The organism is Stenotrophomonas pavanii (genome assembly GCF_900101175.1).
In the GTDB taxonomy this organism is placed as follows: Bacteria; Pseudomonadota; Gammaproteobacteria; order Xanthomonadales; family Xanthomonadaceae; genus Stenotrophomonas; species Stenotrophomonas pavanii.
Genome location: NZ_FNFQ01000008.1, coordinates 62,012 through 86,777 on the forward strand (window position 1 = coordinate 62,012; position 24,766 = coordinate 86,777).

Below are 24,766 nucleotides of genomic sequence, written 5' to 3' on the forward strand. Positions count from 1 at the left end.
GTGCCTGCGCGACGCGCGCGGGCTCTACGGCGCCGGCCGACGGCGCCGTTTTCTTTCCTGCACGAATCCATCCTGCAAGTGGGGTAGCCATGAGGATTGTCTTTGCCGGTACGCCGGAATTCGCGGTGTCGTCGCTGCGCGCTGCGGCGCGCCACCACGAGGTCGTGGCCGTCTATACCCAGCCTGACCGCCCGGCCGGCCGTGGCCGTGGCCTGGCGCCGTCGCCGGTCAAGCTCGAGGCCGTGGCCCGCGGCATTCCGGTCTACCAGCCCGAATCGCTGAAGGACCCGGCTGCCCAGCAGCAGCTGCGTGACCTGCAGCCGGACCTGATGGTGGTGGTCGCCTACGGCCTGATCCTGCCCAGGGCCGTGCTGGCGATCCCGACCCACGGCTGCTGGAACGTGCATGCGTCGTTGCTGCCGCGCTGGCGTGGTGCCGCGCCGATCCAGCGCGCGATCCAGGCCGGTGACCCCACGACCGGCGTGTGCCTGATGCAGATGGAGGCAGGGCTCGACACCGGCCCGGTGCTGCTGCACCAGCCGTTGCCGATCACGGCGACCGATACCGGTGGCCAGCTGCATGACAAGCTGGCCGAACTGGGTGCACAGGTGCTGTCTGATGGCCTGGGCCTGCTGCGTGCCGGCATCAAGCCGATCGCGCGGCCGCAGCCGGAGCAGGGCGTGACCTACGCGCACAAGCTGGACAAGGCCGAAGCCCGGCTGGACTGGGCGCAGGACGCCGATGCACTGGCGCGTACCGTGCGTGCCTTCAACCCGTGGCCGATCGCCGAGGCCACGCTGGCCGGCGAGCGCGTGCGCATCCATGGCGCGGTGGCGCTGGACGTGGCCCATGGCCAGGCGCCGGGTACCGTGCTGGCGGCCAGCCGCGACGGCATCGACATTGCCTGCGGCCAGGGCGTGCTGCGCCTGCGCACGCTGCAGCGCGAAGGCGGCAAGGCGATCACCGCCGCTGACTACCTCAATGCACGCCGCGACCTGCACGTGGGGGCATAAGCGGTGTCGAAGCAGAATGATTTCTCCGTCGCCAAGGCGGCGCCGGGCGCGGCCACCCGCATGCTGGCCGCACGCGTACTGGCGCAGGTGTTCACCCGTGGCCGCTCGCTGAAGGCGGAACTGGCCTGGGCCCTGCCCAAGCTGGCCGACAGCCGCGATCGCGCCCTGCTGGAAGCGCTGTGCTTTGCGGTCCTGCGCCGCCGCAGTACCTATGACGCGGCCCTGCAGTCGTGGATGCAGAAGCCGCTGTCGGCGCGCGACGCCGACCTGCGCACGCTGCTGATGGTGGGCTTCGCGCAGCTGGACGTGCTGGAACTGCCGGCGCATGCGGCCCTGTCGGCCACGGTCGACGCCGCCCGCGCGCTGGGCCGTGAGCGCCAGGCCGGGCTGGTCAACGCGATCCTGCGCCGCGCGCAGCGCGAGGGTTTCCCGGAGCAGCCTGCGCGTGACGCCTTCCCGGCGTGGTTGGCCGATGCCATCGAGCGTGACTGGCCGGCGCAGGCCGAGGCGATCTTTGCTGCCAGCCTGCAGCCGGCGCCGCTGTGGCTGCGTGCCAACCGCCAGCAGGGGGGCCGTGACAAGGGGCTGGCCACGCTGGCCGAGGCCGGCATTGCCGCCGAAGCCAGCCCGCTCAGCGCCGACGCGCTGCGCCTGGCGGCGCCCATCGCGGTGAACCAGCTGCCGGGATTCGCGGACGGTGCGTTGTCGGTGCAGGACCTGTCGGCGCAATGTGCCGCCGACGCACTGGCGCCGGCGGCCGGCGCCCGCGTGCTGGATGCCTGCGCGGCGCCCGGTGGCAAGTCGGCGCACCTGCTGGAACGTGACCCGGGCCTGCGCCTGCTGGCGCTGGATATCGACGCGCGCCGCCTCGCGCGTGCGCGCGACACCTACACCCGCACCGGCGTGGGCGAAGGCGCGCAGACCCGGGTGGCCGATGCAAGCGACCCCGGTGCCTGGTGGGATGGCACGCCGTTCGACGCGATCCTGCTGGATGCTCCGTGTTCGGCCACCGGCGTGATCCGTCGCCAGCCGGACGTGATGTTCCATCGCCGCGCCGAGGACATCGATGCGCTGGTCGGCGTGCAGGCCCGCCTGCTGGAGGCCTGCTGGTCGATGCTGCGCCCGGGCGGCGTGCTGCTGTACGCCACCTGCTCGATCCTGCGTGCCGAGAACATCGATCAGGTAAGGGCCTTCCTGAAATGGCATCCGGACGCGGTGGCAGAGCCGCTGGATGACAGATTCGGCCTGGACTGCGAAGGCATTGCGCGCCAGCGACTGCCCGGTGACAGCGATGCTGACGGATTCTTTTACGCGCGTCTGCTAAAAACAGCCTGACCCTGCTGACGTTGCGAGTCCCATGCTGAGATCCCGCGCATCGCGCGAGACGTGGTTGTTGGTGGTGATGGCCCTGCTGGTGCTGGGGGCCGGGCTGGGCCTTCGTGATCCGTGGCCATCGGACGAACCGCGCTTCGCGCTGGTGGCCAAGCAGATGATCGACAGCGGCCACTGGCTGTTCCCGCACCGCGGCACCGAGCTGTACTCGGACAAGCCGCCGATGCTGATGTGGTGGCAGGCCACGCTGTATGGGCTGGTCGGGCAGTGGCGCGTGGCGTTCCTGCTGCCGTCGCTGCTGGCGGCACTGGGCACGCTGTGGTGCGTGGTCGATCTGGGCCGGCGCCTGTGGACGCGGCGGGTGGGGCTGTATGCCGGCTGGGCGCTGCTGTTCGCGCTGCAGTTCACCTTCCAGGCGAAGAAGGCGCAGATCGATCCCCTGCTGCTGCTGTTCATCACCCTGGCCAACTATGGCCTGCTGCGCCACCTGCTGCTGGGGCCGGCGTGGCGCTGGTGGTGGCTGGGCTGGTTCTTCGCCGGCATCGGCGTGATCACCAAGGGCGTGGGCATGCTGGCGCTGCTGATGATCGTGCCAGCGGCGATCGCCGCGGCGCTGCAGTGGCCCCGGGTAAGCCTGCATGCGCGCGACGTGCGCTTCTGGCTGGCGCCGCTGGCGTTCCTGCTGGCGGTATCGCTGTGGCTGGCGCCGATGCTGCTGGCCGGCTTTGCCACCGGCTCGGACGAATACCGCGCGTACATGGACGACATCCTGTTCCAACAGACGGCGCGGCGCTATACGCATTCGTGGGACCACCACCAGCCCGGCTGGTACTTCCTGGCGACGATGCCGCTGATGTGGATCCCGGCCTTCCTGGCGCTGCCCTGGGCGATTCCGGCCTGGCGCCGCCGGCTGCGCCGCCGCGACGCGCGCTATCTGCTGCCGCTGGCCTGGTGGCTGATGGTGGTGCTGTTCTTCTCGATCCCCGATGGCAAGCGCGATGTCTACATCCTGCCGGCGCTGCCGATGTTCTGCCTGGCGCTGGCGCCGTTGCTGCCGGGGCTGCTGAAGCGGCGCGATGTGCAGGCCGTGGTGGGGCTGTTCACCGGCCTGCTGTCACTGGGCCTGGCCGTGGCCGGCGCGATGGCGGTGGTGGGCGACCCGGCCTTCGAGCTGCGCCTGACCCATAGCCGCGGGCTGGCACCCGGGGCGGTCAATGCACTGGCCTGGACGATCCTGGCGATGGGCCTGTGGGGCGGCCTGAGCCTGCTGGCCTGTGGCCGCCGCCGGCAGCATGCGCTGGTATCGACCCTGGCGATGGTCTGGGTGCTGTACAGCCTGGTCGGCTACCCGTTGCTGAACGATTCCAGTTCCGCCCGCGGCCTGATGCGCACGGTCGGCGCGCGCCTGGCCCCCGATGCCGAGCTGGGACTGGTGGCCTGGAAGGAACAGCATCTGCTGCTGGCCGATCGCCCTGCGGCGACCTTCGGTTTCGAGACCGATTGGGACGAGCAGCTCCTGGCGGCCACGCGCTGGCAGCGGCTGGCGCCCGATCGCCGTTGGCTGCTGGTCCATGAATACGCGATGCTGTCGTGCATCGACCGCAACCGCTCCGAACTGGCTGGCGTGGCCAACCGCCGGCGCTGGTGGCTGGTGCCGGCAGCGGCGGTGAAGGTGCCCTGCGTGGTCACCGCGGAGGAGCGGGAACGTGAACGGCGTCTGCAGGAACATGACTAGCCCGCCCCCTTCCTGCTTGTCCAGTCTGCCCAAGCGTGGCCAAAGGCAGTAAAACAGCAGGCCGGGATGGCCTGCATCGGCCGTTCCCGTTCTTCCAGCCGATTGCAGCGATACTTCCCGACGTGCCAGCTTCACCGGACAACCTGAACCTCATGGCCGGCGATCCGCTGGGCGTTCCCGCCGGCGGGCGTCACGGGGTGGCCCACGGCCTGGCCCAGCTGGGCCTGTTCTGCCTGCCGGCCCTGGTGCTGACCGTGCCGATCAACCTGTTGCCGTACGGCCTGCTGCTGCTGCTCAGCACCCTGCTGGCGCCGGAGCTGCTGTGGCGCGCGCGCGGCATGGCGGGCCAACCGGTGAAAGTGCTGGCCTGGCTGATGCTGGCGGTGCTGGCGCTCGGCCTGCTGTCGGTGCTGCTGTTCGAGCAGGGCCTGCGTGACGTCGACAACCGATCGCGGTTCGTGGTGATCCCGTGGATCGCGCTGTGGGTGTGCGCGCTGCGTCCCAACCTGCGCTGGCTCTGGTACGGCGCGTTGACCGGCCTGCTCGCCACCTTCGTGATGTCGCTGTGGCAGGTGCTGGGCGGCGCCCCGCGCGCGGACCTGTTCACCAACGCCATCGTGCTGGCCGACATCGTGATGGTGCTGATGGTGCTGCTGGTGTTCTGCCGCCCGTCGCGGCGCTGGTCGCTGGTGATCCTTGGCATGGCCGCTGGCTGCGGCACCATCGTGCTGACTGGCAGCCGCGGCGTGTTTGCCGCCCTGCTGGCACTGCTGGTGGTGCTTGCGCTGAGCCTGCGCTGGCGCACCGGCGCGGCGCGCCTGTCGGTGCTGGCCGGCATGCTGGCGATCGGTGCGACCCTGCTGCTGTCGGTACCGGAACTGCGCCACCAGGTCCGCCTGAGCGAGCTGCACAGTGACGTGCAGCGGATGGAACTGGGCGACAGCGACTCGTCCGCCGGGGCCCGCGTGGAGCGCCTGCAGGTGGCCTGGCAGACTTTCCTCGACCATCCGCTGGTGGGGGTGGGCATCGGTCATTTCGACAGCGCGATGCTGCGCGTGCCGGTCTGCCGCGATAACCCGGAAGAGTTGCGTTGCCACCTGGGGCATGCACACAACGATGTCGCCGAATGGGCAGCGACCCAGGGCGCACCTGGCCTGCTGCTGTTGCTGGCGGTGTATGGCATCCCGCTCTGGCTGTTCGTGCGCCTGCATCGCCGCAGTGGACGATCGACCTTCCGGGGCCCGGCGGCCGCCGGCATCATGCTGGTGATCACCTACGCACTGTGCGGCCTGACCCAGTCGATGTTCGCGCACCAGATGACCGCCAGTTTCTACGTGACCCTGGTCGGCCTGCTGACCGGCCTGTCGATCGTCGAGGGCGCGCGCCACCGGGCAATCAGCGGGACGTGATCCAGCGGCGCCCCGCACAGGGCCGGGCGATCAGGGGTTCGGCGGGTCAGCCACGGCCTGGCCGTTGCCCAGCATCCACAGCATGATGGTCTTCTGGCGCACGTAGTTGGCGCGCACATAGGCGTAGACCAGGCCGTGCCAGCCGTCGCGGAAGCCGCCACGGAACAGGAAGCCGCGCCAGAACCGCCAGGCCGGCGCCAGCACCAGCTTGCCCAGCGTGGCCCGTTTGCCGCGCGCGAATTCGTGCTCGGCCATCATCCGTGCGTACTTCTCGGTCTTGGCCAGCTGCTGCTGCAAGGAGCGGTAGGGATAGTGGATCAGGTCGCCGCGCAGGGTGCCGACGCTGCCATCGACGCTGGCTGCCTCGTGGATCTCGCGCTTGCCGCGCCAGCCGCCGCGGCGGCGGTCGAACAGGCGCATCACCCGGTCCGGGTAGGCGTTGCCATGGCGCAGGAACCTGCCGAAGTACTCCGACAGGCGCGCGAAGCGGTAGCCGGCATGACCGGCGAAGCCCCCTTCACGGGCCTGTTCGATGGCCGCACGCAGCTCCGGGCTGATCCGCTCATCGGCGTCCAGGCACAACACCCAGTCGTGGCGGGCCTGCCCGACGCAGTAGTCCTTCTGGCTGCGGAAGCCGTCGAACGGGCGCTGCAGCACCCGGGCGCCCGCGGCCTCGGCGATGGCCACGGTGGCATCGGTGGAGTACGAGTCGACGACGACGATCTCATCGCAGAAGGCCAGCGAGGCCAGGCAGTCGCCGATGCGGCCCGCCTCGTTGAACGCGATAATGCAGGCCGAGATGCGAGGCCGTTCGATGGGAGCGGTCGTGGAGGACATGATGGCCGGGTACCTGTTGTTTGCGACGGAGCGCTATGCGCTGCCTATTCTCGCCCCGTTGGCGCAGGCCTTGCACGCCTCCGGGCAGGAGGTCGCGGCCTGGTTCGAGGACGGCGCGGCCGGCAGCCAGCTGCCAGGGGTGCCCAGCATCGGCCTGAAACAGGCGCTGGCGATGCGGCCGCGTGCGGTGTTCAGCGCCGCCAACTGGGTGCCGACCTTCCTGTCCGGGGCCAAGGTGCAGTTGTTCCATGGCTTCAACGTGGAGAAGCGCGACAGTGCGCGCGGCCACTTCCGGGTGCGCGGGATGTTCGACCTGTACTGCACGCAGGGCCCGGCCACCACCGCGCCGTTCCGTGAGATCGCGGCCCAGCAGGGCCACTTCGCCGTGGCCGAGACCGGCTGGCCGAAGCTGGATCCGCTTTTCCGCGACGACGGTGGCGAGAGCGCCGCGCTGCGCGCAGCAGCGGGCGGGCGCCCGGTGATCCTGTTCGGTTCGACGTTCACCGAGCGCCTGAGTGCCGCCCCGCACCTGCATGCGGAGATCGCGGCCGACATCGCGGCCGGTGAGCGCTACTGGCTGCTGACACTGCACCCGAAGTGCCCACCGGACCTGTTCGAACGCTACCGCGCGCTGGCCGGTGCCCATGCGCGCTTCATCGAGCCGGAACAGGTGATGGCCGCACAGCGCGCTGCCGATGTGCTGGTGTCGGATACCTCGTCGATCGTTTCGGAGTTCATCGTCCAGCACAAGCCGGTGGTGACCTTCCGCAACCGCGTGCCCAAGCCGCACATGATCGACTTCGACGACCCGCTGCAGCTGCCGGCGATGCTGCAGCGCGCGCTGCATCCGGACGCAGCGCTGCAGGTGGAGATCGTGCGCTATGCCGACGCCATCCACCCCTACCGTGACGGCCTGTCCAGCGAACGGGTGATCGCGGCCACCGAGGATTTCCTGTCCGGTGAAATGGGCGCGTTGCGACGCAAGCCGTTCGGCAGCTGGGTGCGCGACCTGCAGATCCGCAAGGACCTGGGCTATTGGGGGCCGTCGCAGCGCTGATGGGTTGATGCGGATCCACGCCATGCGTGGATGCACGACTCCGCTCGCGGTAGGGCCGGCCGCTGGCCGGCAACCTCGGCAATGTCTGCGGTTGCCGGCCAGCGGCCGGCACTGCCTGTATTGCTTACCAGCGCAGCGTGCGCCGCGCCAGCGCTGCGGCCAGCTGCTCCATCACCTGGTGCGCCTGCGCCCGCGGCAGGTAGTGCAGGGTGAGCGCCACATCGCCATGCGCGCCGGCGGTATCCAGTTGCAGGCTGCTGGTACCCAGCAGCTTGTCCAGCGGTGAGCGCCGCAGGCGCAGGCCCTGCACCTTGTCCAGTTCGGCCCAGCGCCACCAGCGCTTCCACCAGCCGCCGCGCACGGCTACGTAGTGGTCATCCAGGTACCAGCCCATGCGCGCCATCTGCCGGTGCGCGACCAGCAGCGCCACCGGCAGCCAGGCCAGCACTAGCAGGCCCCATGTTCCCCAGCGCCAATAGCCCGCGACAGCCAGCAGGGGGACCAGCATCAGTGCGCCCAGGCACAGCCGCCACCATCCACGCTGCGGGATGGACTGCCACTGCGCGGGCGGCCACTGCAGCCGGGGCAGCAGGTGCCGCACCAGCTGCGTGCAGTGCTCGCGGGGGGCCAACGGCGCCAGCTCGCGCAGGGCGCGATCCTCGTCGCGCGAGGGACCGCCGGCGGCGCTGTCGATGCGCAGCTGGCGCAGTCCGAACCAGCGATGCAGGGTGGTTTCGCGCAGTGTCCAGGCCTGGATGCGGCGTCGCGCAACACTGCTGCGGGTGCGGCTGAGCAGGCCGGCCGAGACGGTCAGCCGGCGATCCTGCTCGCTGAGGGTGAAGCCGTGATAGCGCAGCAGCGTCAGCACCACCGACAGCAGGCGCAGCCCCAGCCAGCCCAGCAGCAGGGCCGCTGCCAGCAGCAGGAAAGCGCCGGCCACGCCGGGGTGCAGGTGGCTGGCATAACCGAATGCCTCGCGGCCGCCACGCTGGATGGCCGCGTCCATCACCGGGCGCGGCACGGTCTGGAACAGCACGCCGAAGGCGGCGACCGCCAGCGCCCAGCCGCGGTTGGAAAGCAGGCCCATGCGCACCACGTCCCAGCCCGACAGGCGCAGCAGGACGTGTTCGGTGCCGGCCGCGGTGTCCGCAGGCGTGGCGACAGCGTCGGCGGCCTGCGGTGCCTGCCCACGCTGGCGCACGAGACGTTCCAGCGCCAGCGCCTGGTCCAGCTTCAGCACCCGCATTTCCGCTTCCGGACGCACGCCGCCAGCCGACTCCAGGCGCAGCTCGGCCACGCCGAACAGCCGGTGCAGCGGGTTCTGCCGCACTTCCACGTTGTGGATGCGGGCGAACGGGATCTCGCGGCGGTTGCGCGCCAGCAGTCCGCTGCGCACGGTGATCGCGTCGCTGCCGATGCGGTAGCGGTAGCTGAGGTACTGCAGTACCGAGACCAGCACCAGCGCGGCAATCGCCGACAACGGGATCAGCTGTGCCCACATCGGATCGCGGTCGCCGCGCTGGCCGAACACCAGCAGTGCCACCAGTGGCAGGAAGTAGTGGCGCAGTTGCATCAGCAGCACGAACAGCCACGACCACGGGTGCAGGCGATGGTCTTCGCCACCGCCAGGCAGCGATGCGGGCAGGGGCGGTGGCAGGCTCACAGGGCGTCGGCGTCCTGGTCCAGCTGGTGCGAAAGCGTGTCGCGCAGGCGTTCGGCATCGACTTCATCCAGGCCGCTGACAGTCACCGCGCTCATGCGGGTACCGGCGGTGTGCACGATCAGCGTGGCCAGGCCGGCGCGGCGTTCCAACGGGCCCCTGCGCAGGTCCAGGTGCTGTACGCGCGAAATCGGAATGCGGGTTTCCAGCTGCCACATCAGGTCGCGGCGCAGGCCCAGGCCCTGTGCATCCAGCCGCCAGCGGGTGCGGGTCAGTCGCCGGCGGCCGAGCCATGCGCCGAAGGCGATGCCCGCCAGCAGACCGATCGCAGCGGTCCACAGGCCGCCGGGCAGATCGAAGAACCAGCCAGCTGCGGCCAGTGGCAGGCCCGGCACGAACGCGCCGCCGAATGCGCCTTCCAGTGCGGCCAGGCGCGCGGCGCGTTGCGGCAGCGACTGCCAGGCATCGGTGGGTGGGGCGGTAGGGGCGACGTCGGTCACGCAGGCTCCGTCAGGCGGCAGGGCGGGCGGTGGCGGCGCTGGCCGCACCGCGCAGACGGTAGCAGGTCGGCTGCGTTACTGGGCAGCCTGGATCAGCGCGTCAACATCCAGCAGATGGCCTGCACGATCGGCCTTGGTACGCAGGTAGTGCTCGTTCTCGGCAGTGATCTCGCCGGTGACCGGAATGCAGTCCAGCACCTCGATGCCGGCGTTGCGCAGGCGCTGTGCCTTGGTCGGATTGTTGCTGAGCAGGGCCACGCGCGAAATGCCCAGGCCGTGCAGCATCGCCACCGCACTGCCGTAGCGGCGCTCGTCGGCGCCGAAGCCCAGCTGCGCATCGGCATCGATGGTGTCCAGGCCGTCGTGCTGGTAGCCGTAGGCGCGCATCTTGGCCGCGATGCCGGTGCCGCGGCCTTCCTGGTCCAGGTACAGCAGCACGCCACCGCCCAGTTCCTTCAGCTTGCGCAGGCCACGCCGCAGCTGGTCGCCGCAGTCGCACTTGAGTGAACCGAACAGGTCGCCGGTCAGGCACGAGGAGTGCACGCGTACCGGCACCACTGCCGACAGGTCCGGTTCGCCGACGATGATTGCGACCTGGTCGCGCTGGGCCACGCCCCCGCGGAACACCGCGAAGGTGGTCATGCCGACATCGCGCAGCGGCACCGGCGAACGGGCGACCAGTTCGTAATCGTGGGCGGCGTGTGCCGCGCCCTCGGCCAGGTCGCACAACGCCACTTCGGCCGCACCCGCAAAGGTCGTGTCCTCCGCATCCAGGCGCACCGCCACCATCGCCGGCAGCAGCAGGCCCAGGCGGGCCAGCTCCACCGCGCCGGCATCGAAGGCGTCGCCGGCACTCCAGTCTTCGGGCATCGGGCCGGGTTCGCGCAGGTAGCCCAGCGAGGGCAGGGCATCGAAGGCGACGCCGGCCAGGGGCAGGCGTGCGCCTTGCGGAGCCTCCACGCCGAGCACGCGGGCGCGGGTGGCGGTCAGGAACAGGTAATGGCGTTGGCGTGCAGCACTGGCGAACGCGGCGAAGCTGCTGGCCGTGGCGCTGTCCAGCGCGATCACGGCCAGGCGCTGGTCCTGGCCGTCGTGGAGCAGCACCGGGCGACCGGCACGCAGTTCGGCCACCGCGCGTTCGCAGCGGATCGCGGCGGGATCGCCGAACAGGGAAGAGGCAGCAGTCATGGCAGGACCGGGGGAGGCGGACATCGCAGTCTCTATGGGGGCAGCGGCGTCGTATTCAACGTGGTGCGGCCGCCGGTCGCAGGCGACCGGACAGCCGTCAATGCGGATGTTCTTCGGTCGCGTACGGGTCTTCCTCGCCGCTGCCCGGGGGCCGCAGCGTGTAGCGCTTGTAGGTCCACTGGTACTGCGCCGGGTCGCGACGGGCGATGCGCTCGATGCCGGCATTGAGCGCGGTGGCGGCCACCTGCGGGTCCGGGTCGGCCACGGCCGGGTCGGTCGGCTCGATGTGCAGGGCGAATTCCATGTCCGGCCCGATGCGCTCGCACCAGCCATACAGCACGGTGGCGCCGGTGCGCTCGGCCAGGCGGTTGACCAGGGTCATGGTCAGCGCCTGCACGCCGAAGAACGGCACGAATACGCCATCGCCGGCCTTGGGCTGCTGGTCGGGCAGGATGCCGGTGGCGCCGCCCTCCTTGAGCACCTTGAACAACTGGCGCACGGCCGGGCCCTCGGCGCGCACCTGCTGCACGTTCTGGCCGCCGCGCACCAGCTGCAGGAAGGCGTCGCTGGCTTCGTCCTCCGGCGGCTTGTAGACGATGGCGATCTGCCCGCGCGAGGCCAGCCACTGGTTCAGCAGCTCCCAGTTGCCGAAGTGCGGGGCGGCCACGATCACGCCCTTGCCGCTGGCCAGGGCTGCGTCGTACAGGGCTTCGCCGTGGCGCTGCTGCAGGTGCAGGCGCAGGTTGTCGGCCGGCTTCCGGCTCCACAGGCGCAGGGTCTCGATCGCCTGCAGGGCGGTCGAGCGCAGCAGCTCGCGGTGCAGGCGGTCGCGCGCGGGACCGTCCAGCTCCGGGTAGGCCAGTTCGAGGTTGCGCCGGGTAACGCGGCTCTCCCGGGCATTGAGACGGACCCATGTCCATGCCAGGGCGTGCGCGAACGCCCGCAGCAGCGGCCAGGGCAGGCGGGCGAACAGGGTGGTGGCGCGGTAGACCAGCCGGGCTTTGCGGTGCGGATTCATCGGCGCCAGTTTAGCCAAGGGCGCTGCTATCGTGGCCGGCCCTGTTCATCCGGAAACCACCATGCTCATCCTGATCCAGCGCGTCAGCCAGGCCGCCGTCCATGTCGACCAGGAGGTGGTGGGGCAGATCGGGCCCGGCCTGCTGGCCCTGGTCGGCATGGAGCCGGGCGACGGCGAGGCCCAGCTGCAGCGCATGGCCGAGCGCCTGCTGGGCTACCGGGTATTCGCCGACGAGGCCGGGAAGATGAACCGCTCGCTACGTGATACCGGCGGCGGCCTGCTGCTGGTCAGCCAGTTCACCCTGGCCGCCGACACCCGATCGGGCATGCGGCCCAGCTTCACCACCGCCGCGCCGCCGGACGAGGCTGAACGCGGGTTCAATCGATTTGTCGGGATCTGTCGTGAAAATCACGCGCCAGGGGTGGAAACGGGCCGGTTTGGTGCCCATATGGTCGTCAGCCTGGTCAATGACGGTCCTGTGACCTTCCTTCTCCGGCCCTGAGCCTGCGGGACCACCGCCCGGCAGGCGGGGCCCCGGGCTGGTATAATGCTACGTTCCCTATTTCCTACCCAGCCGGTGGCGCGAGCACTACATGGCCAACGAACGTCCTGCCCAATCCGAAATCAAGCAACTGATCAGCAAGGGCCTGGAACAGGGCTACCTGACCTACGCCGAAGTCAATGACCATCTGCCGGACGACATGGTCGACCCGGAACAGATCGAAGACATCATCGGCATGATCAACGGCATGGGCATCGATGTCCATGAAGTTGCGCCGGATGTGGAGACCCTGCTTCTCAACGACGGCAACACCGGCAACCGCGAAGTCGATGACACCGCGGCCGAAGAAGCCGCCGCTGCGCTGAGCGCGCTCGACACCGAAGGTGGCCGTACCACCGACCCGGTGCGCATGTACATGCGCGAAATGGGCACCGTCGAGCTGCTGACCCGCGAAGGCGAAATCGCCATCGCCAAGCGCATCGAGGAAGGCCTTTCGCAGGTCCAGGCCGCCCTCGGCCAGTTCCCGGTTTCGGTCGAGTCGCTGCTGAACGACTACGAAGCCCACAAGGAAGGCAAGAAGCGTCTGGCCGAAGTGATCGTCGGCTTCAACGATCTGGTCGACGAAGAGCCGGCGCCGCCGGTGGCCGCTGCCGATGACAGCAGCGATGCCGATGCCGAAGCCGACGAAGACGAGGACGATGATGTCGAGGGTGGCGAGGAAGAAGCCGCACCGACCGGTCCGGATCCGGAGGAAGTCGCTGCGCGCATGCAGGCGCTGAGCGACGCCTTCAACGCCTTCAAGAAGGCGGCGACCAAGGGCGACAAGAAGAACCTGCCGCGCCTGCGCGAAGAGATGTCGGCGGTGTTCGTCACCCTGAAGCTGCCGCTGCCGCTGACCGACGTGCTGACCAAGCAGCTGCGCGACACCATGGCCTCGATCAAGGCCCATGAGCGCCGCGTGCTGAACCTGGCCACCGTCACCGCCCGCATGCCGCGCAAGGACTTCATCCGTTCCTGGGAAGGCAACCAGACCAACCTGGAGTGGGTGGAAGATGCACTGAAGCGCAAGCAGAAGTGGTCGTCGGCCCTGCGCGACGTGAAGGACCAGATCATTGCCGAACAGCAGGCGACGATCGACATCGAGAAGCTGACCCAGCTGGACCTGGAAGAGCTGAAGGAAATCAGCCGTGCCATGGCCTATGGTGAAGCCAAGGCGCGCAAGGCCAAGAAGGAAATGGTCGAGGCCAACCTGCGCCTGGTGATCTCGATCGCCAAGAAGTACACCAACCGTGGCCTGCAGTTCCTCGACCTGATCCAGGAAGGCAACATCGGCCTGATGAAGGCGGTGGACAAGTTCGAATACCGCCGCGGTTACAAGTTCTCGACCTACGCCACCTGGTGGATCCGCCAGGCGATCACCCGCTCGATCGCCGACCAGGCGCGCACCATCCGTATTCCGGTGCACATGATCGAGACGATCAACAAGTTGAACCGCATTTCCCGCCAGATGCTCCAGCAGTACGGCCGCGAGGCTACGCCGGAGGAGCTGGCCAAGGAAATGGACATGCCGGAAGACAAGATCCGCAAGGTGATGAAGATCGCCAAGGAGCCGATCTCGATGGAAACCCCGATCGGCGACGACGAGGATTCCCATCTGGGCGACTTCATCGAGGACACCAACGTGGAGTCCCCGATCGAGAACACCACCAACATCAACCTGTCTGAAACCGTGCGCGACGTGCTGGCCGGCCTCACCCCGAGGGAAGCCAAGGTGCTGCGCATGCGCTTCGGCATCGACATGAATACCGACCACACGCTGGAAGAGGTCGGCAAGCAGTTCGACGTGACCCGCGAGCGCATCCGCCAGATCGAAGCGAAGGCGCTGCGCAAGCTGCGTCACCCGAGCCGCTCGGAGCAGCTGCGCAGCTTCCTGGATATCGATTGATTTCCAGCGGTTGTTGAAGCGTTGAGAAACCCCGCCTGGTGCGGGGTTTTTCTTTTCCGGATGCTGCTGCCGGGTAGCCGATCGAGCGCAGGCTCCACTACACTGTGACGCTGCGCGGGGCCTATAGCTCAACGGTTAGAGCAGGGGACTCATAATCCCTTGGTTCCAGGTTCGAATCCTGGTGGGCCCACCAAGAAATTGGCACTCAGGCTCCACCCCGGCGCTTTTTTCGCGCCGCCCGGAAACGTCAGCGCTTGCATGGTGGTTTCACTGGCACGTCGTGACAGCCACAGCCTGCAGCGGCTGCCGGTGCGTGTGCACGACATCGGCCAGGGCGCGCGCGCTGAAGATCATCCGGGAGGTTCATGTGCCGCATACACTGGACGTTGTTCTGAAGACGGCAGGCTTCAGTGTCCTCGCGGCGCTTCCGCTGGCGGCGATCGTGTTTCTCCATCGACGCGGCGCACGGCACGCCCGTGCCGCATTGGCATCAGGGTTGGAGGTGAGCGCTCCGCGCCGAATCTCCAAGCGCTCCATGACCCTGGTCATGATCGACGGGAAAGAGGATCGTGAGCACTACCTCTTTGATGCAGAGGCGTTCTATCTGCAGCGGGGCGCGGTGCCCACGGCGGTTCCTCTCACGCAGATCATTGCGGTCAGGCGAACCTCCGACGTCATCTACGGACGCTATGTCTGGCAGGTGGATTTCAGCAGCGCGTCGGGCAGGCGCAGTGTGCGCTTCACCACCAACCTGACACTGTTCAACCGCGATTTCCTGTTGTTCCTGGAGGCGGTGCGGAAGGCCAGTCCACTCGCAACTGTCGAACAAGCGGGCATCTTCTTCTGACGGCCAACGGCATGCCTGCACGGCAGCAGCGGCAGCCGCAGCGCGACTGCCGCCATGCCGTCTTCCCGCTGCCTGCACCTACTTCGGCATCAACACCGTATCGATCACATGGATCACGCCATTGGACTGGCCAACATCGGCAATGCTGATGCCGGCCTTGCCACCCTTGGCATCGATGACCCACAGCTTGCCGTCATGCAGGGCGACCGTGAGCGGTTCACCTTCAACGGTCTTCAGCGTGGCCTTGCCGCCGTGCTTCCGGGCGTCGGCCAGCAGCTGCGCAGCGCTGTAGTTGCCCGGTACAACATGGTAGGTCAGGATCTTGGTCAGTTGCGCCTTGTTTTCGGGCTTCACCAGCGTATCAACGGTACCTGCGGGAAGCTTGTCGAAGGCTGCATTGGTCGGCGCGAAAACGGTGAAGGGGCCGGCTCCATTGAGCGTGTCGACCAGGCCGGCCGCCTTGACCGCAGCGACCAGGGTCGTGTGGTCCTTGGAGTTGATGGCGTTCTGGACAATGGTCTTGGTGGGATACATCTCGGCGCCGCCGACCATCACGGTATTGGCGGCGAAGCTCGTGGACGTGGCTGAAACGAGTACGGCGAAGCTTACGGTGGCGGCTATCCGCTGAAGAGCTTTCACGGCGCGTTCCTCTATGGGATGCCCGCAAGGCGCGGGCATCCTACATACGCGTGGGCGAGGTCGCTGGATGCAGGCAGAGGGCTCTGGATGCGGATCCGCGGCAAAAGGCGGCGCGTTGTAAAAAGCAAGTGAATTCCCGTTGCATGGGGCGATGATCTGCCGCGGCCGAACCCGCGAACCCTGCACGGGTCCAACGGATATCGGGCGTGTCGACGCCGCGGAGCGCATGAAGCGCGGGCTATTCGCCGTTGCGTTGGCTGAGTTCTTCGAGCCGTGCGCGGCTGACAGACTGGTGATTGCCGCAGGTGGGGCAGCTGAGCGCGGCCGCACCGTCGAGATCGACAAGACCATGGTTGGGGATGGCCCTGAACTGCCGGGAACACCTGATGCATGAGCAATCGATCCGGGTGACCTGCAGGAGTGTGCCGTCTGCCCGCGTCACTCCCTCGACGCTGATTACGTAGAACTGTCCGATGTCACGCATGAAGATGAACGATCGCCCTGGGTTTGTATGGCCGCCCATCATGCTGCTTTGCCGCTCGCATGGCACGAAGCGCGCGCGATCCAATGCTGAAGAATTAAGAATGCTGCTGCAGGCTCCGCAGATCGGAGAGGTGCGCGCCGCCGGCGTCCGGGAAAGGCCGACGCCCTTCCCGGACATCTTCGATCAGCTTTCCAGGAAGGCCAGCAGGTCGGCGTTGATCCGGTCCGCGTGCGTGGTCGGAATGCCGTGCGGTGCACCTTCGTAGGTGATCAGCTTGCCGTTCTTCACCAGCTTTGCGGAAAGAACGCCGGAGTCGGCGTATGGCACCACCTGGTCATCGTCGCCATGGATCACCAGGACGGGAATGGAAATGCCTTTCAGGTCTTCGGTGAAATCGGTCTGCGAGAAGGCCACGATGCCGTCGTAGTGCGCCTTCGCCGAGCCCTGCATGCCCTGTCGCCACCAGTTCCAGATCACCGCGTCCGAGGGCTTCGCGCCCGGGCGGTTGTAACCATAGAACGGGCCTGCCGGCACATCGTAGTAGAACTGCGCACGGTTGGCCGCCAGTTGCGCCTGGAAATCATCGAAGACGGCCTTGGGCGTGCCCTGCGGATTTGCTGCAGTCTTGACCATCAACGGTGGCACCGAGCTGATCAGCACGGCCTTGGACACATTCTTCTCGCCGTGGCGTGCGATGTAGCGGACCACCTGGCCACCGCCGGTGGAATGGCCGACATGCATCGCTCCCTGGGTGCCCAGTGTCTCGACCACGGCCGCAACATCGTCGGCGTAGTGATCCATGTCATGGCCATCCGACACCTGGCTGGAGCGCCCATGCCCGCGGCGGTCGTGCGCGACCACGCGGTATCCCTTGTTGACGAAGAACAGCATCTGCGCGTCCCAGTCGTCGGAGGTAAGCGGCCAGCCGTGATGGAAATGAATGACCTTGGCGTCACGCGGACCCCAATCCTTGTAGAAGATCTCGACACCGTCTCGGGTGGTAACCGTAGCCATTTCAGGTTCTCGCTGTTGGGAGTTGGGGAGCGTCCGGCGTCGCGGCCATCACCGCGACCGAGTCCATTCCAGGCGGCGCTGCGCGGCGCCCTGCGCGCAATGCCTGAGGTGCCGCTGTGTTACCGCTGCGCGCGCCGACCGCGCCCATCCACGCTGTAGCGCCCTGCACCGGTGCAGGCCAGCAGCAGGAATCCACCGGCCAGGCCCAGGTTCTTCAGGAACATGATCTGCTGGGTCGGGTCGGCGAGGTTGTGGTGGAAGATGGCGGCGGTGACCAGGCTGAAACCTGCCAGCACGATCGACACCAGCCGGGTCTGGAAGCCGAGCAGGATGCACAGGCCACTGCCGATCTCGAAGGCAATGGTCGGCCATAGCAGGATGCCGGGCACACCCATGGCTTCCATGTAGCCCTGGGTGCCACTGAGATCGCCCAGCTTGCCCAGCCCGGAGACGAGGAACAGCGCCATCAGCAGGATGCGCGCAAGCAGATAGGCAAGCGAATGCGATGCGTGGCTCACGTCGAGGTCCTCTGAGGATGGCTGGCGAAGGCGATCGGAGCCCACGTCCGGTGAAGCCTGTGTGCAGGCGGGGCCGTCGCCGTGTCTTGACAGCCACCACGCCCCCGGTGGACCTTTCCTGCATGACGATCGATATCGAATCGCTCAGCCTTCGCGAGCTGGGTGCCCTGGTGGTTGCCGCCGAACAGCGGAAACAGCTTGTTTCCCGTCGCCGTCCGGCCGCTGCGGTGCGGCGGATGCTGAAGGCCGCCGCTGCCGAAGCCGGCTATACCCTGGACGAACTGTTCGGCGCAGAGGCGGTCGACGCGCCCGCACCCGGCGCCAAGCCCGCGCGGCGCAGGACCGGCAAGGTGGCGGCCAAGTACCGCGATCCGGAGTACAAGCGGCTCACCTGGTCCGGACGTGGCCGCATGCCGCGATGGCTGGCGTCCAAGGTGCAGAAGGGTCACAAGGTCACCGACTTCCTCATTCCCGGCCTGGCCCGGCCGACGGCGCGCAAGAGCAGCCCCATCGGCAAGCGCACGGTCTTCAAGAAGGACTGAACCGCGGCATGGCAGATGATGCAGGCATGACGATCGCGCCCAGGGCCCTGTACACCGCCGCAGCCGCGGCCGTGCTGGTCAGTCTGCTCGCCTGGGCGGTGGAATGGAGCGGGATGGCCTATGTCTGCCCCTACTGCCGGGTGCAGCGCACGGTGATCGGCATTGTAGGCGTGCTGACGCTGTTCGCGCGACCGGGCGGCATCGTGGTGCCCTGGCTGTCGTACACCAGCGGCGCGTTCGCCTTCGTGGTGGCGGCGATGCAGCACTTCAACGGCTGGAAGCGCATTTCCGCGGGCGACTTCCGCTTCAACGAGCAGTGGTACATCGACCCCTGGCTGCTGTCGGGCTGTGCGATGCTGATTCTGATGGCGCAGTTGATGCTGGTGCAGGCGGCGTGCCGGCGCAGGCTGCAGTGATGCCTCGACGCGGGGCGCAGCGCTAGGCGTTCTGGAACACCGCCAGCTGCGCGGCGAAGGCCCGCTGGTAGGCGGGCCGCTGCGTCGCCCGGTCCGCGTAGGCGGCCACCTGTGGGTACGGGTCGAGCAGCCCGCTGCTGTTCAGCCGCAGCAGTACCGAGACCATCATCAGGTCACCCACACTGAATTCGCCGTCCAGCCATGGGCTCCTGGCCAACCACGTCGACAGCTGCGCCAGCCGGGTCCGGACCCGCTCATCGAGCATCGGCAGCCGCTGTGCGTACCACGGCTGTTCGCGCTCCAGTACCCAGGCCATGGAGCGTTCGACAATCGGCGGCTCCACCGTGTTCAGCGCGGCGAACAGCCACATGATCGCGCGCGTGCGGGCGTCGGGCTCGCGTGGCAGCAGGCCGGCGTGCCGTTCGGCCAGGTGCAGGACGATGGCGCCGGATTCGAACAGGGTCTGGCTGCCCTCCTGCCACGTCGGAATCTGCCCGAATGGATGCCTGGCCAGGTGCGCGGGCTGTTTCAGCTCAGCAAAGGTGAGCAGGTGCACGTCGTAGGGCACTTCCAGTTCCTCCAGTGCCCAGCGCACGCGCATGTCCCGGGCCAGGCCCTGGCCGCGGTCGGGGGAGTTGGCAAAGGCGGTGAGCACGGGAAGCATGGGTACACGCTCGGGTCGGCAAGGGAGGGGCTTTCATGATCCGACGAACGGGCGGGCCGGGAATCGACACCGGCGCTGGCGACATGCACGTCGCCTGCACGCGTTCTGCACGGGAGCACGGGCGCGGATTCATCAAGCTGCCGGGGTCATCCGTAGCTACAGGCAGGTAGGCATGAATACTCCCGGTAAACCCAAGCCCAGTGGACGCCAGCGCAACATCCTCCTGGCGGCGCTCGCCGCCGTGCTGGTGGTCGTCCTGATCATTCTGTTCATTCCCTGGTGAGGCTGCGCGGGCACGCGCCGTGAACGGCATGCCGCTCTGGCGTGAAGCAGTCAGTGCGGGTTGGGTGAAGTGATCTGCGCATCAATCGCCGCTCACCCGCGAACCACACGGGCCTGTCCACAGTGACCCCACAGGCAGCGCAGTCGAGGCTGCTTTTCTCCCCCGAAACGACGAAACAGGAGCAACGCCATGAGCACCCAGTCCACCATCGAACATCGCCTCAACGACCTGATCGAAATCGCTCGTGACGGCAAGTCGTTCTACGAAGAGGCTGCTACCAAGGTGAAGGATGCCGAGCTGTCGGCGCTGTTCACCCGCATCGCCGGGGTCAAGGGCCGCATCGTCGCCGCACTGAGCGGTTCGGTTGCCGCCAGCGGTGGCAAGCCGGCCGAACACGGCACCGTGGTGGGTTCCATGCAGCAGTTCTATGGCAAGGTCCGCGCCGCCTTCGGTGACACCAACTACGGCTACGTAGCCGAGCTGGAAGAATCCGAAGACCGCCTGCTGGGCGCGTTCAAGGACGTGCTGCAGGACAACGAGCTTCCGCCGGCGGTGCGCCAGGAAGTGACCCAGCTGCTGCCGGAAGTGCAGGAATGCCACAACGTGATGCGTGCTCGAAAGCACGCCATGAAGGCGGCCTGATCGTTCTTAGCGGCTGCTTCCGCTGAGTCGCCGAAGCCGGGGCAGTACGCTGCTCCGGCTTTTTTTTGCGGTATGTGGCAAGAAAGTGGGGTGGCCCTCCGGCCACCCCCGATCGTTCAACCAGACGCGGCGTCGGAATCAGAAGCGCACCGACCACCGTGCTTGGGCGCCGTGGTCGCGGCTTTCGCTGCCGAACTGGCCGCTGTAGCCCAGCTCCAGCTGCTGGCGCGCGGTCAGCCAGGCCGACAGGCCCAGCTCGGCGACCACCGCGTTGTCGGCGATCGGTGCACCGTTGACCGCAAACGTCGTGCTGCCGTTGGCGAAGGCCAGGTTGGCGACCTGGCTGCGATCACCGGAGGCGCGGCGATAGCCGACGCCACCGCGCAGGTGCAGCCAGCTCTCCTGCTGGAACGAAGCCTTCAGCCCCTTGTCGAAGCGCACGCCGGCGGTGGCGATGGTGGTTCCGGTATCGTCCACCTTGCCCTGCAGTGCCGCTGCTCCACCGCGTTCGTTGACGCGCTTGAGGTCCACTTCGACACGCGCCACCTGCAGGTACGGTTCCAGCCCGGCCTCCGGGCCACCGAAGCGGTAGCCGGCCTCGATGAAGGCCTGGCGGGTGCGGGCGTCGTAACGCGCGCTGAGGCTGTCACTGAAACCTGCGAAGGCGACCTCGCGCGTACTCTTCACCTCGTGCTTGCTCCACGCCACACCACCGCGCAGGCCGAAACCGCCCCAGGTGCGGCTGGCATAGGCACCGAAGTGCGTGTTGTCGATCTTCGACTTGGCGCGGCGGTCCTGCTGCTTGACGTCGGTACGGCCGGTCCCGGCCAGCACGCCAACCTGCCAGCCGGAGAACTCGCGGTCGAGGCCGACCAGCAAGCCGTTGCTGTTGGCTTCGGTGCGGGCGGTGTTGTAGTCACCGTCCAGCGTGCTGTTGCCACCGATGGCCTGCACCCACGCACCCGTCGCATCACCGGCGTCCGTACCGGGCGCGGCGACACCGGCACGGCGTGACAACGCGGCATCGCGCACGTAGCGGCTGCCCTCGACCAGGGCGATGGCCGTGGCCGGATGCAGCTCGCCGCTGAGACCGTCGAGCACGCCGCCGATCTGCTGCGGGAACAGCTGGGTCAGCGGCTTGGGCAGGCCCTGGGCGATCGGCAGCAGGTCGGCAGCCGCCGCCACGGCACGCTGGTTGGGGGTGTTGGCAGCCGTGGTCAGCGAGGCGCCACGGGCGACTTCGATACGCGTGCCATTGGCGCCGTAGGCCAGGCTGAACTGCAGGAAGGGCGAGAACGCGCTGAAGTCGGTCCTGGCGAACTGGCCGCTGATGCCACCGTCGGCACGCAGGAAGTTGAACTGTTCGCCGAGGTAGTACACGCCCGGTTCCGGCAGTGCGACCAGGGTGCCGCCGAGGGTGGCGGTGCCGGTCACGTGCAGCTGGTCACTGCGGCCACCCGGGGCCAGCTCCGCCGCATACACGCCGGTGGCGCCCTGCACGTAGTTGCCGTTGATGGTCAGCGTGCCGATCGAGTTGCCCGGCGCGATGATGCCGTCGACGCGGGTGTTGCCGAGCGTGCCGACGCCCTTCAGCAGGCCGTTGGCGCGGACCGTGGTGGTGCCGCCGGTCTGCGTGCCGTTGAAGGACACCACGCCGCCGTTGACCACCAGGTTGCTGTTCTTCAGCGCGCCACTGGCGCTGACCGTGCTCACGCCCCCGGTGGTGGTCAGCGCGGTGGAGACCAGGCTGCCGTTGAGCAGGAACTGGCCGCCCTGCACCTCGACCGCCGAGGTGAGCGTGTTGGTGCCGTTCAACTCCAGCGTGCCCTCGCGCAGCACCGCGCCGTTGAAGCGGTTGTTGCCGCTCAGGCGCAGCCAACCGATGCCGGACTTGGTCAGCTTGCCGGGGCCGCCGATGTCGTTGGTCCAGTTGTCCCAGGCATCGCCTTCCCAGACCTTGAGGCCACCGGCCTTCTGGTTCATCACCACGTTGGTGTCCACGCGCAGCGAGCCGTAGCCTTCGATGGCCTTGCGCAGGTCGACCATGCCCCAGCCGTAGATCGGGTCGATCCCCGGCGCGCCAAGGTCGCGCGCGGTGGTCAGCAGCACGTCGCGGACCTGGGCGTTGTCCAGGTAAGGGAAGCGCTCCATCAGCAGGCCGAGCGCGCCGGTGATGTGCGGCGCCGCCATCGACGTGCCGGTCTTCGTGCCGTAGACGTACTGGGTGTTCTCGCTGTCGATGATCAGCCGCACGTAAGCGGAGGTGTTCTCGACGCGGCCCTGGATATCGCCGGAAACGATCGTGCTGACGATGTCGGTGCCGGGTGCCGAGATGCACCAGTTGGCCGCAACGCCGCAGATGCTGGAGCTGCCATCAATGACGTAGTCGGTTTCCCCGGCGGCCGCGTTGGGCCGGCGCACGTTGGCCACTGCCAGCCAGTAGGGCTCCAGTTCGGGCTTCCAGCGCGGCATCGAGGCCGTGATACCGGCGACCGCACCACTGCCATTGCCGGCCGACCACACCTGGATGAGGGTCGAGCCCGGGGTGTCGCCGTTGCTGGCGTAGATGCTGCCATACACGCCATAGTCGGCACCGATGTTGGCGTACTGCTGGTCCAGCGCGGCGGCGGTCATGTTGCGCGTGGAAATGCCCCAGCTGTGGTTGATGGCGCGTACGCCCTGCGCCTGGATCTGCGCATACATGTCCAGGGTCGCGGCGTCATCCGGATCGGTGCGGTACAGCGCGCGCGGGCGATAGAAATTGTCGGGGTCCAGGCGCCACTCGTAGTAGGTGTCGCCGAACACGCGGGCGGCGGTGAGGTTCGCGCCGAACGCCACGCCGTGCATGCCCTTGCCATCGCGGTTGGCGCCGATGGTGCCCAGTACGTGGGTGCCATGGTCGGCATAGCTGAAGCCGTAAGGCTGGCCGGCAGCGATCAGGCGTGCTGCGAGTGCGGCCGGAACGCCCGCGCCGAGACCATAGTAGTTGTAGCCGGGTTGTTCACCGCGGGTCTGTTCGCAGGCGCCGGCACCTGCGACCACACCCGGCGTCGCACAGTTGGCGCCGATGGTGATGCTGGAGGTATTGCGTCCCGCAAACTCCGGATGCGCCAGCGCGGAGCCCGAATCGAACAGCGCCAAGCGTACGCCCTTGCCGGTCAGGCCGCGTGCATAGGCGTAATCCGCGCCCATCGCAGCCAGGCCCCAATCGGCGTTGAATTCATCGCTGCGCCAGCTGGCGGGATCGCCGGGGGTGCCGAGAACCGCAGACGGGGTGGCTGCGGTCGGCAGCGCCTGAGCAACGGATGCCTCGGCGGAGGTGTTCGTCGGCTGCGCCCACGCGGCCTGCAGCTGGCGCTGCTGCTGCCAGGCATCGAGTGATTCGCTGGCCATGGCTGGCAGTGCGGTGGCCAGCAGCAGCGAGCTGGCGACGGCAAGCGCCAGCGGGCGGTGCGACAGGGAGCGGGACGAACGGCCATACAGCGGGTGATTCATCGGACAACTTCCTTGGTTGACGGACAACAAGGCCGTTAACGGCAAGGCAGGGCGACATCCCCCATTGATGTGAAGATAATTTTATGAACGTGTTAATGTTCTGTGACGGGCATCTGCGGCGGCTCCGCCGGGCTGCGCACCGTGACTCTTTTTTGTCGAGGTGTTGGAGCCGTCCATGGAGAAAGCCGTCCGTAGACCACAGGTGGCGATATTGGGTAGCGCAGACCCTGGCAGCGACGCGTTCGAGCGCGCAGCGGAAGCAGGGCGTTTCCTGGCCATCCAGGGCATCACGGTCGTCAGTGGGTGTGGCAGTGCGGCTACGCGCGTGGCTGCCGAGCAGGCAATCGCCGCTGGTGGCCAGGTGCTCAGCGTCATTCCGGAGAGCAGCATGCCGCCGGCCGACTGGCCGGCGACGGTGGTGGTGCCCTGTGGCATGGGCGATGCGCGCAACCTGATCATGGCCCTGGCCGGCGATGCCTGCATCGTCATCGGCGGGCGCGCCGGTACGATCTCGGAGGTCTGCCTGGCATGGCTGCACAAGCGGCCGCTGTTGCCGCTTGTCGGGGCCGGTGGCTGGTCCGACGCGTTGCCGGACAACCCGCCGGACGAGCGCGGCAATTCGCCGATCCTGCCGTGGCGCAACCTGGATGAGCTGGCCGCGCAGCTGCGTGTGCTGGGTCTGCTGCAACACTGAGTCGAGCCGCAGCCGCCTTCACCCGACGTCCTGTGTGCAGCGCTATGGTGGCCTGGCCTGGGCTCACCAGGCTTATCAAGGAGTGATGTCGATGCGTACTTTCAGGAAAGTGATCGCCGGTGCTGTGTTCGCGTTGGCCTGCAGCGGCTCGGTGGCCGTGGCCGGACCGGTCCAGCCCTGCGATCTGCCCTGCTGGAAGGCCTACCAGGCGTGTGTGGCCGGTGGAGGTGATGCCATGGAATGCCAGTACGAATACGATCGATGTGTCATGGAGCGCTGCGGCGCGGTGTAAGCCCAGCCATGATCGGCTGATGACGGGCCCCGTCCATGAC

24 protein-coding genes and 1 tRNA gene are annotated in these 24,766 nt (G+C 67.9%); 14 read left to right on the forward strand and 11 right to left on the reverse strand.

Annotated features, from left to right (window positions below; all coding sequences use genetic code 11):
- The first annotated feature begins 89 nt into the window (after window positions 1–89).
- The 4 genes from fmt to BLS66_RS14210 all read left to right on the forward strand — a co-directional run bounded on the left by fmt (window position 90) and on the right by BLS66_RS14210 (window position 5,489).
- Window positions 90–1,013: a methionyl-tRNA formyltransferase gene (fmt, locus tag BLS66_RS14195; protein ID WP_074726142.1), complete on the forward strand. Its 924-nt coding sequence runs from the start codon at window positions 90–92 to the stop codon at window positions 1,011–1,013.
- Between the two features lie 3 nt (window positions 1,014–1,016).
- A complete protein-coding gene (gene rsmB / locus BLS66_RS14200) occupies window positions 1,017–2,348 on the forward strand; it encodes a 16S rRNA (cytosine(967)-C(5))-methyltransferase RsmB (RefSeq protein WP_074726143.1) in 1,332 nt (443 codons plus the stop codon).
- Between the two features lie 22 nt (window positions 2,349–2,370).
- Complete coding sequence (locus BLS66_RS14205) at window positions 2,371–4,080, forward strand: ArnT family glycosyltransferase (protein ID WP_057493870.1); 1,710 nt, start codon at window positions 2,371–2,373, stop codon at window positions 4,078–4,080.
- A 152-nt stretch (window positions 4,081–4,232) separates the two neighbouring features.
- The gene (locus BLS66_RS14210) at window positions 4,233–5,489 is read left to right on the forward strand and encodes an O-antigen ligase family protein (protein WP_074726144.1); all 1,257 of its coding nucleotides are present in this window, start codon (window positions 4,233–4,235) and stop codon (window positions 5,487–5,489) included.
- Between the two features lie 30 nt (window positions 5,490–5,519).
- Here the strand turns inward: BLS66_RS14210 and BLS66_RS14215 are convergent, their stop codons facing one another.
- On the reverse strand, window positions 5,520–6,326 hold the full coding sequence (locus BLS66_RS14215) for a glycosyltransferase family 2 protein (protein WP_053461511.1): 807 nt from the start codon (window positions 6,324–6,326) through the stop codon (window positions 5,520–5,522).
- Between BLS66_RS14215 and BLS66_RS14220 the strand changes: the two genes are divergently transcribed.
- Window positions 6,325–7,383: a CDP-glycerol glycerophosphotransferase family protein gene (locus BLS66_RS14220; RefSeq protein WP_074726145.1), complete on the forward strand. Its 1,059-nt coding sequence runs from the start codon at window positions 6,325–6,327 to the stop codon at window positions 7,381–7,383. The genes BLS66_RS14215 and BLS66_RS14220 overlap by 2 nt on opposite strands.
- A 124-nt stretch (window positions 7,384–7,507) precedes the next feature.
- Here BLS66_RS14220 and BLS66_RS14225 read toward each other — a convergent pair whose 3' ends face one another.
- The 4 genes from BLS66_RS14225 to BLS66_RS14240 form a co-directional block, all read right to left on the reverse strand.
- Window positions 7,508–9,046, reverse strand: a complete 1,539-nt coding sequence (locus BLS66_RS14225; RefSeq protein WP_074726146.1) for a PH domain-containing protein — start codon at window positions 9,044–9,046, stop codon at window positions 7,508–7,510.
- Complete coding sequence (locus tag BLS66_RS14230) at window positions 9,043–9,543, reverse strand: PH domain-containing protein (protein WP_049470988.1); 501 nt, start codon at window positions 9,541–9,543, stop codon at window positions 9,043–9,045. Before BLS66_RS14230 ends, BLS66_RS14225 begins: the two co-directional genes overlap by 4 nt.
- Window positions 9,544–9,618: 75 nt before the next feature.
- Complete coding sequence (gene ribA / locus BLS66_RS14235) at window positions 9,619–10,755, reverse strand: GTP cyclohydrolase II RibA (protein WP_074726147.1); 1,137 nt, start codon at window positions 10,753–10,755, stop codon at window positions 9,619–9,621.
- Between the two features lie 73 nt (window positions 10,756–10,828).
- A complete protein-coding gene (locus BLS66_RS14240; protein ID WP_053461508.1) occupies window positions 10,829–11,749 on the reverse strand; it encodes a lauroyl acyltransferase in 921 nt (306 codons plus the stop codon).
- Between the two features lie 61 nt (window positions 11,750–11,810).
- Between BLS66_RS14240 and dtd the strand changes: the two genes are divergently transcribed.
- The 4 genes from dtd (at window position 11,811) to BLS66_RS14260 (ending at window position 15,043) form a co-directional block, all read left to right on the forward strand.
- Window positions 11,811–12,251, forward strand: a complete 441-nt coding sequence (gene dtd, locus BLS66_RS14245; protein WP_049470994.1) for a D-aminoacyl-tRNA deacylase — start codon at window positions 11,811–11,813, stop codon at window positions 12,249–12,251.
- A 91-nt stretch (window positions 12,252–12,342) separates the two neighbouring features.
- On the forward strand, window positions 12,343–14,196 hold the full coding sequence (gene rpoD / locus BLS66_RS14250; protein WP_049470997.1) for an RNA polymerase sigma factor RpoD: 1,854 nt from the start codon (window positions 12,343–12,345) through the stop codon (window positions 14,194–14,196).
- A 117-nt stretch (window positions 14,197–14,313) separates the two neighbouring features.
- A tRNA-Ile gene (locus BLS66_RS14255) sits at window positions 14,314–14,389 on the forward strand.
- A gap of 174 nt (window positions 14,390–14,563) precedes the next feature.
- Window positions 14,564–15,043, forward strand: coding sequence for a hypothetical protein (locus BLS66_RS14260; protein ID WP_244153000.1), 480 nt, complete (start codon window positions 14,564–14,566; stop codon window positions 15,041–15,043).
- Window positions 15,044–15,121: 78 nt separating this feature from the next.
- Here the strand turns inward: BLS66_RS14260 and BLS66_RS14265 are convergent, their stop codons facing one another.
- The 4 genes from BLS66_RS14265 to BLS66_RS14280 all read right to left on the reverse strand — a co-directional run bounded on the left by BLS66_RS14265 (window position 15,122) and on the right by BLS66_RS14280 (window position 17,698).
- Entirely contained in the window at window positions 15,122–15,682 is a 561-nt protein-coding gene (locus BLS66_RS14265) for a fasciclin domain-containing protein (RefSeq protein ID WP_049470998.1), read from the reverse strand.
- 238 nt (window positions 15,683–15,920) lie between these two features.
- Window positions 15,921–16,343, reverse strand: coding sequence for a hypothetical protein (locus tag BLS66_RS20940; RefSeq protein WP_240908319.1), 423 nt, complete (start codon window positions 16,341–16,343; stop codon window positions 15,921–15,923).
- 6 nt (window positions 16,344–16,349) lie between these two features.
- Complete coding sequence (locus tag BLS66_RS14275) at window positions 16,350–17,180, reverse strand: alpha/beta fold hydrolase (RefSeq protein ID WP_074726148.1); 831 nt, start codon at window positions 17,178–17,180, stop codon at window positions 16,350–16,352.
- A 119-nt stretch (window positions 17,181–17,299) separates the two neighbouring features.
- Window positions 17,300–17,698, reverse strand: a complete 399-nt coding sequence (locus BLS66_RS14280) for a DoxX family protein (RefSeq protein WP_049471003.1) — start codon at window positions 17,696–17,698, stop codon at window positions 17,300–17,302.
- Window positions 17,699–17,820: 122 nt separating this feature from the next.
- On the opposite strand from BLS66_RS14280, the gene BLS66_RS14285 reads away from it, so the two are divergent.
- Both BLS66_RS14285 and BLS66_RS14290 read left to right on the forward strand, forming a co-directional pair.
- Window positions 17,821–18,240 carry an H-NS histone family protein gene (locus tag BLS66_RS14285; protein WP_049471004.1) on the forward strand — a complete coding sequence of 140 codons (420 nt, stop codon included), beginning with the start codon at window positions 17,821–17,823 and terminating at the stop codon, window positions 18,238–18,240.
- Between the two features lie 8 nt (window positions 18,241–18,248).
- A complete protein-coding gene (locus BLS66_RS14290; protein ID WP_049471007.1) occupies window positions 18,249–18,656 on the forward strand; it encodes a hypothetical protein in 408 nt (135 codons plus the stop codon).
- A gap of 22 nt (window positions 18,657–18,678) precedes the next feature.
- Here BLS66_RS14290 and BLS66_RS14295 read toward each other — a convergent pair whose 3' ends face one another.
- Window positions 18,679–19,320, reverse strand: coding sequence for a glutathione S-transferase family protein (locus BLS66_RS14295; RefSeq protein WP_049471009.1), 642 nt, complete (start codon window positions 19,318–19,320; stop codon window positions 18,679–18,681).
- A gap of 472 nt (window positions 19,321–19,792) precedes the next feature.
- Here BLS66_RS14295 and BLS66_RS14300 point away from each other — a divergent pair, with 472 nt between their 5' ends.
- Window positions 19,793–20,245: a PA2169 family four-helix-bundle protein gene (locus BLS66_RS14300; RefSeq protein ID WP_014648535.1), complete on the forward strand. Its 453-nt coding sequence runs from the start codon at window positions 19,793–19,795 to the stop codon at window positions 20,243–20,245.
- Window positions 20,246–20,383: 138 nt separating this feature from the next.
- Here BLS66_RS14300 and BLS66_RS14305 read toward each other — a convergent pair whose 3' ends face one another.
- The gene (locus BLS66_RS14305; protein ID WP_074726149.1) at window positions 20,384–23,740 is read right to left on the reverse strand and encodes an autotransporter domain-containing protein; all 3,357 of its coding nucleotides are present in this window, start codon (window positions 23,738–23,740) and stop codon (window positions 20,384–20,386) included.
- A 175-nt stretch (window positions 23,741–23,915) separates the two neighbouring features.
- Between BLS66_RS14305 and BLS66_RS14310 the strand changes: the two genes are divergently transcribed.
- Together BLS66_RS14310 and BLS66_RS21030 are read left to right on the forward strand one after the other, a co-directional pair.
- Window positions 23,916–24,434, forward strand: a complete 519-nt coding sequence (locus tag BLS66_RS14310) for an SLOG cluster 4 domain-containing protein (protein WP_074726150.1) — start codon at window positions 23,916–23,918, stop codon at window positions 24,432–24,434.
- Window positions 24,435–24,525: 91 nt separating this feature from the next.
- Window positions 24,526–24,726, forward strand: a complete 201-nt coding sequence (locus tag BLS66_RS21030) for a hypothetical protein (RefSeq protein WP_049471046.1) — start codon at window positions 24,526–24,528, stop codon at window positions 24,724–24,726.
- Window positions 24,727–24,766 lie beyond the last annotated feature (40 nt).

Bases quoted from the DNA above. Each gene is read 5' to 3' on its own strand.
- dtd (WP_049470994.1), top strand. From the start codon at position 11,811: ATGCTCATCCTGATCCAGCGCGTCAGCCAGGCCGCCGTCCATGTCGAC.
- BLS66_RS14205 (WP_057493870.1), top strand. From the start codon at position 2,371: ATGCTGAGATCCCGCGCATCGCGCGAGACGTGGTTGTTGGTGGTGATG.
- BLS66_RS14240 (WP_053461508.1), bottom strand. From the start codon at position 11,749: ATGAATCCGCACCGCAAAGCCCGGCTGGTCTACCGCGCCACCACCCTG.
- BLS66_RS14275 (WP_074726148.1), bottom strand. From the start codon at position 17,180: ATGGCTACGGTTACCACCCGAGACGGTGTCGAGATCTTCTACAAGGAT.
- BLS66_RS14285 (WP_049471004.1), top strand. From the start codon at position 17,821: ATGACGATCGATATCGAATCGCTCAGCCTTCGCGAGCTGGGTGCCCTG.
- BLS66_RS14295 (WP_049471009.1), bottom strand. From the start codon at position 19,320: ATGCTTCCCGTGCTCACCGCCTTTGCCAACTCCCCCGACCGCGGCCAG.
- BLS66_RS21030 (WP_049471046.1), top strand. From the start codon at position 24,526: ATGCGTACTTTCAGGAAAGTGATCGCCGGTGCTGTGTTCGCGTTGGCC.
- BLS66_RS14305 (WP_074726149.1), bottom strand. From the start codon at position 23,740: ATGAATCACCCGCTGTATGGCCGTTCGTCCCGCTCCCTGTCGCACCGC.
- BLS66_RS14290 (WP_049471007.1), top strand. From the start codon at position 18,249: ATGGCAGATGATGCAGGCATGACGATCGCGCCCAGGGCCCTGTACACC.
- BLS66_RS14215 (WP_053461511.1), bottom strand. From the start codon at position 6,326: ATGTCCTCCACGACCGCTCCCATCGAACGGCCTCGCATCTCGGCCTGC.
- BLS66_RS14220 (WP_074726145.1), top strand. From the start codon at position 6,325: ATGATGGCCGGGTACCTGTTGTTTGCGACGGAGCGCTATGCGCTGCCT.
- ribA (WP_074726147.1), bottom strand. From the start codon at position 10,755: ATGTCCGCCTCCCCCGGTCCTGCCATGACTGCTGCCTCTTCCCTGTTC.
- BLS66_RS14300 (WP_014648535.1), top strand. From the start codon at position 19,793: ATGAGCACCCAGTCCACCATCGAACATCGCCTCAACGACCTGATCGAA.
- BLS66_RS14210 (WP_074726144.1), top strand. From the start codon at position 4,233: ATGGCCGGCGATCCGCTGGGCGTTCCCGCCGGCGGGCGTCACGGGGTG.
- BLS66_RS20940 (WP_240908319.1), bottom strand. From the start codon at position 16,343: ATGTCCGGGAAGGGCGTCGGCCTTTCCCGGACGCCGGCGGCGCGCACC.
- rpoD (WP_049470997.1), top strand. From the start codon at position 12,343: ATGGCCAACGAACGTCCTGCCCAATCCGAAATCAAGCAACTGATCAGC.
- BLS66_RS14310 (WP_074726150.1), top strand. From the start codon at position 23,916: ATGGAGAAAGCCGTCCGTAGACCACAGGTGGCGATATTGGGTAGCGCA.
- fmt (WP_074726142.1), top strand. From the start codon at position 90: ATGAGGATTGTCTTTGCCGGTACGCCGGAATTCGCGGTGTCGTCGCTG.